The organism is Pseudactinotalea sp., assembly GCF_048594945.1.
GTDB lineage: Bacteria > Actinomycetota > Actinomycetes > Actinomycetales > Beutenbergiaceae > Pseudactinotalea.
In genome coordinates this window covers 1-3,541 of sequence record NZ_JBMDXJ010000380.1, presented here as the reverse complement: position 1 = coordinate 3,541, position 3,541 = coordinate 1, and the positions used below count along the sequence as shown (strand labels likewise).

The following is a 3,541-nucleotide window of genomic DNA, read 5'->3' as shown; positions in this document are numbered from 1 at the left end:
TCGCTCTGCCGACTGAGCTAAGGCGGCGCTGCCGGGCAGGACCCGGCGACCGCCTACTGTACCCGGGCGGAGCGGGGTGGTCGAATCAGCAGGTGAGGCCGTCCTGCGGGACGGTGCCGTCGAGGAGGAACTCGTCCACGGCGGTGTCGATGCACGAACCCGCGCCGTAGGCGGTGTGGCCGTCGCCGTCGTAGCCGAGGAAGATGCCCTGCTCGAGCTGGTCGGCCAGCGACTCCGCCCATTCGTACGGGGTGGCGGGGTCGCGGGTGGTGCCGATCACCAGGATCGGCGGGGTGCCGGGGGCGGTGATCTCATCGCGCACGGCGCCGGAGGTGAACGGGAGCGTGAAGCAGCCCACCTCGCCGTAGCCGAAGTACTGCCCGAACAGATCGTTCGCCTCGATGAGCGCATCGGCGTTGGCGGTGATCTCGGCGCGATCGGTCGTCACCGGGTAGTCGAGGCAGTCGATCAGCCGGAACGCACCCTGGTCCTCGGGGTAGTTGCCGTTGTCATCGAGGTCGGAGGAGATGTCGGACATCAGCAGCGCCTGGCTGCCGTCACCCTCCATGACCAGCCCGAGCGCCTCGCTCAGCGTGGGCCACCAGCCCGGGTTGTACATCGACATGATGATCGCGCTGATCACCTCGCTGTCGTTGACTGGCCGGTCGGGGTCGCCGCTGTCGATCGAGTTCGCCGCAAGGTCAGCGAGGAGCTCCACGCTGCGGTCCCAGGCCTGGTCGACCGTGCCGCTGAACGGGCAGTCCGCGCCGGCCAGGCAGTCCTCAAGGTAGGACCGGTACGCCCGCTCGAACCCGACGTTCTGGCCCGCCGTGAGCTCGGCGTAGCTGAGCGAGGGGTCCACCGCACCGTCGAGCACGAGTCGGCCCACCCGGGCCGGGAACAGCTCGGCGTAGGTGGCACCCAGGAAGGTGCCGTAGGAGAACCCGAAGTAGGTGAGCGTCTCCTCGCCCACGGTGCCGCGCAGGATGTCGAGGTCCTTCGCGGCGCTGACCGTGTCAAGGAACTCCATCAGCGGCCCGGTGTTCTCCAGGCACGCCTCGCCGTAGGCGGTGGCGTCGGCGACGTAGTCGTCCCATCCCGCGTCGGTCTCGAGGTCGTAGAGCTTCTCGTACCACTCGTTGAGCTGCTCGGTGGTGTAGCAGCGCACCCCGTGCGAGTCGCCCACACCGCGAGGATCGAACCCGACGATGTCATAGCCCTCACGCACCGGCCGCGAGAAGATGCCCGACGCGCCCTCCACGAGCTCCACACCCGAGCCACCAGGGCCGCCCGGGTTGATGAACAACGTCCCGAGCGCCGGCCCGTCGCCGGTGTGGTTGAAACGCTTGAGCGCGATCTCGATGGTCTCGCCGGTGGGGTCCGCGTAGTTCATCGGCACCTCGACGCTCGCGCAGTCGAAGCCCGATCCGCATCCCTCCCACGCCACGTCCTGGGCGTAGAACTCCTCCAGCTCGGGCGGCACGCTGCCGTCGAGGCTCACACCCCCGGGCTGGATCATGGGCGCGGGTGCCGCGCACCCGGCCACCAGTGCCACCGCCGTCGCGAGCACGGCAATGCCGGCCCCTGTCCTCACTCGCACCCGGTCAGTCTATGGATGTCTGGGCTCGATGCCCGACGGCGTAGCCCGGGCAGGTCTGCCCGGTCACCTCAGCCTTGTGGCCGGAGGGCGATGAACAGCGACTCGATCGCGAGCAGCGGCGCGATCGTGCCGAACTCGTCGAACCGGGCGCGGGTGCGGCCGATCGCCTGCATGCGTCGAAGCGACTGCTCGGAGGTGGAGTCGCCGGCGAGCTCGCGGATGCTGAGCTCCGCGGCGGTGTTGACGAGGTGCACGTCGCTGCCCAGCTGCGTCACGAGCACGTCGCGGTAGTACGACAGCAGGTCGACCAGCGCGCGATCGATCGTGTCGAGCAGGGCACGACGGGCGCGGCGCTTCTGGTCGTCCTCGAGCTGGCGGAGCTGCGAACGCAGCGACGGCGGCAGCTTCTCCCCCTCGGTCACGCCGAGGTTGCGCATCAGCTCCACCCGCTCCTCGGCGTCGCGCTCGGTGGTGGCGAGCTTGCTCTGCTCGGTGGCCTCGTCGACGAGCTCGCCGGCGGCCAGCACCGCGTCGCCGACGCCCCGGATCCGCGACGGGATCCGCAGCACGCGCTCCCGGTAGGCGCGCGCCTCCGGGTTCCGCGCCAGCCTGCTGGCGACGCCGATATGGCTCTGCGCCGCGCGCGCACACTCCAGCGCCAGGGCCGGCTCCACGCCGTCGCGCTGCACCAGCAGGTCGGCGACCGCCTGAGGGTCGGGCACGCGGAGGTTGATCTGCCGGCACCGCGATCGGATGGTCGGCAGCATGTCCATCGGGCTCGGCGCGCACAGCAGCCACACGGTGCGCGGCGGCGGCTCCTCGATCGCCTTGAGCAGCACGTTGGAGGTGCGTTCGGCGATGCGGTCGGCATCCTCGATGATGATGACCCGCCAGCGCCCCTGCGCAGGCGCGCGGTAGGCGGTGTCCACGAGCGTGCGCGCCTCGTCGATCGTGATGATCAGACGTTCGGTCACGTGCACGGTGACGTCGGCATGCGTGCCGTTGAACGCCGTGCGCGCCTCGTGGGAGGTGCCCTCCGGGTCATCGGGCGCCTGCAGCGCCGCAGCGAACGCGCGCGCCGCGACCGAACGACCCGACCCGGGCGGCCCGGTGATCAGCCACGCGTGCGTCATCGTCTCCGGACGTGCGGCCGCCGAGGTGAGAGTCGCCACCACATCGTCCTGTCCGACGACGGCGTCCCACAGGCTAGTGCCGGCTGGTCGCGCACCGACGCTCGCTCCGGTCCTCACTTCGCTCCGGTCCTCACTCGCTGGTGCACTCATCTCCCGTCCTCTCGCCCTGGGCCGGTGAGGAGTCGGGCGACGTGGTCCCGGACGGTCGCGGCGAGCTCGTCGACGGGTGCCGCTGCATCGAGCACCACGATCCGATCCGGGTGGGCGGCCGCTCGCTCGAGGAACGCCTCCCGGGTACGGGCATGGAACTCGGCGCCCGCGCGCTCCAGCCGGTCCGGTGCGCCGGTGAGGCGTGCGGGCAGGTGCGCCGGATCGAGGTCGAGCAGCACGGTGAGCGCGGGCAGCAGTCCGTCGACCGCCCACAGGTTGAGCTCCTCGACCCGTTCCGCTGTCAGACCTCGCCCGCCACCCTGGTACGCGACCGAGGAGTCGAGGTAGCGGTCGGTCAGCACGACTGCTCCGCGCGCGAGTGCGGGCCGCACCACGGTGGCCACGTGGTGGGCGCGGTCGGTGGCGTACAGGAGCGCCTCGGTGCGCTCGTCGACGTCCTCGCCGTGCAGCACGAGATCGCGCAGCTGGTTCCCCAGCACGGTCCCGCCAGGCTCCCGGGTGGCGACCACCTCACGCCCCTGCTCACGCAACCACGCGGCGAGGCGGGCAAGCTGCGTGGACTTGCCCGCGCCGTCGCCGCCTTCGAAGGAGATGAAGAGCCCGGGCACCCGCCACACAGTAGCCGCAGCCGCCGACA

At 71.0% G+C, this 3,541-nt stretch carries 3 protein-coding genes; all 3 read right to left on the bottom strand.

Going from position 1 to position 3,541, the window contains the following annotated elements; translation table 11 throughout:
- Nucleotides 1-85: 85 nt before the first annotated feature.
- The 3 genes from ACOJSN_RS17225 to tmk all read right to left on the bottom strand — a co-directional run bounded on the left by ACOJSN_RS17225 (nucleotide 86) and on the right by tmk (nucleotide 3,521).
- Nucleotides 86-1,600 (bottom strand): alpha/beta hydrolase, encoded by a 1,515-nt coding sequence (locus tag ACOJSN_RS17225; RefSeq protein ID WP_420113716.1) that lies wholly within the window; start codon nucleotides 1,598-1,600, stop codon nucleotides 86-88.
- 68 nt (nucleotides 1,601-1,668) lie between these two features.
- Complete coding sequence (locus ACOJSN_RS17220; RefSeq protein WP_420113715.1) at nucleotides 1,669-2,883, bottom strand: DNA polymerase III subunit delta'; 1,215 nt, start codon at nucleotides 2,881-2,883, stop codon at nucleotides 1,669-1,671.
- Nucleotides 2,880-3,521, bottom strand: a complete 642-nt coding sequence (gene tmk, locus ACOJSN_RS17215) for a dTMP kinase (RefSeq protein ID WP_420113717.1) — start codon at nucleotides 3,519-3,521, stop codon at nucleotides 2,880-2,882. The genes ACOJSN_RS17220 and tmk overlap by 4 nt, the downstream gene beginning before the upstream one ends.
- Nucleotides 3,522-3,541 lie beyond the last annotated feature (20 nt).

Coding starts and splice junctions, on each gene's coding strand:
- ACOJSN_RS17220 (WP_420113715.1), bottom strand. CDS start 2,883: ATGAGTGCACCAGCGAGTGAGGACCGGAGCGAAGTGAGGACCGGAGCG.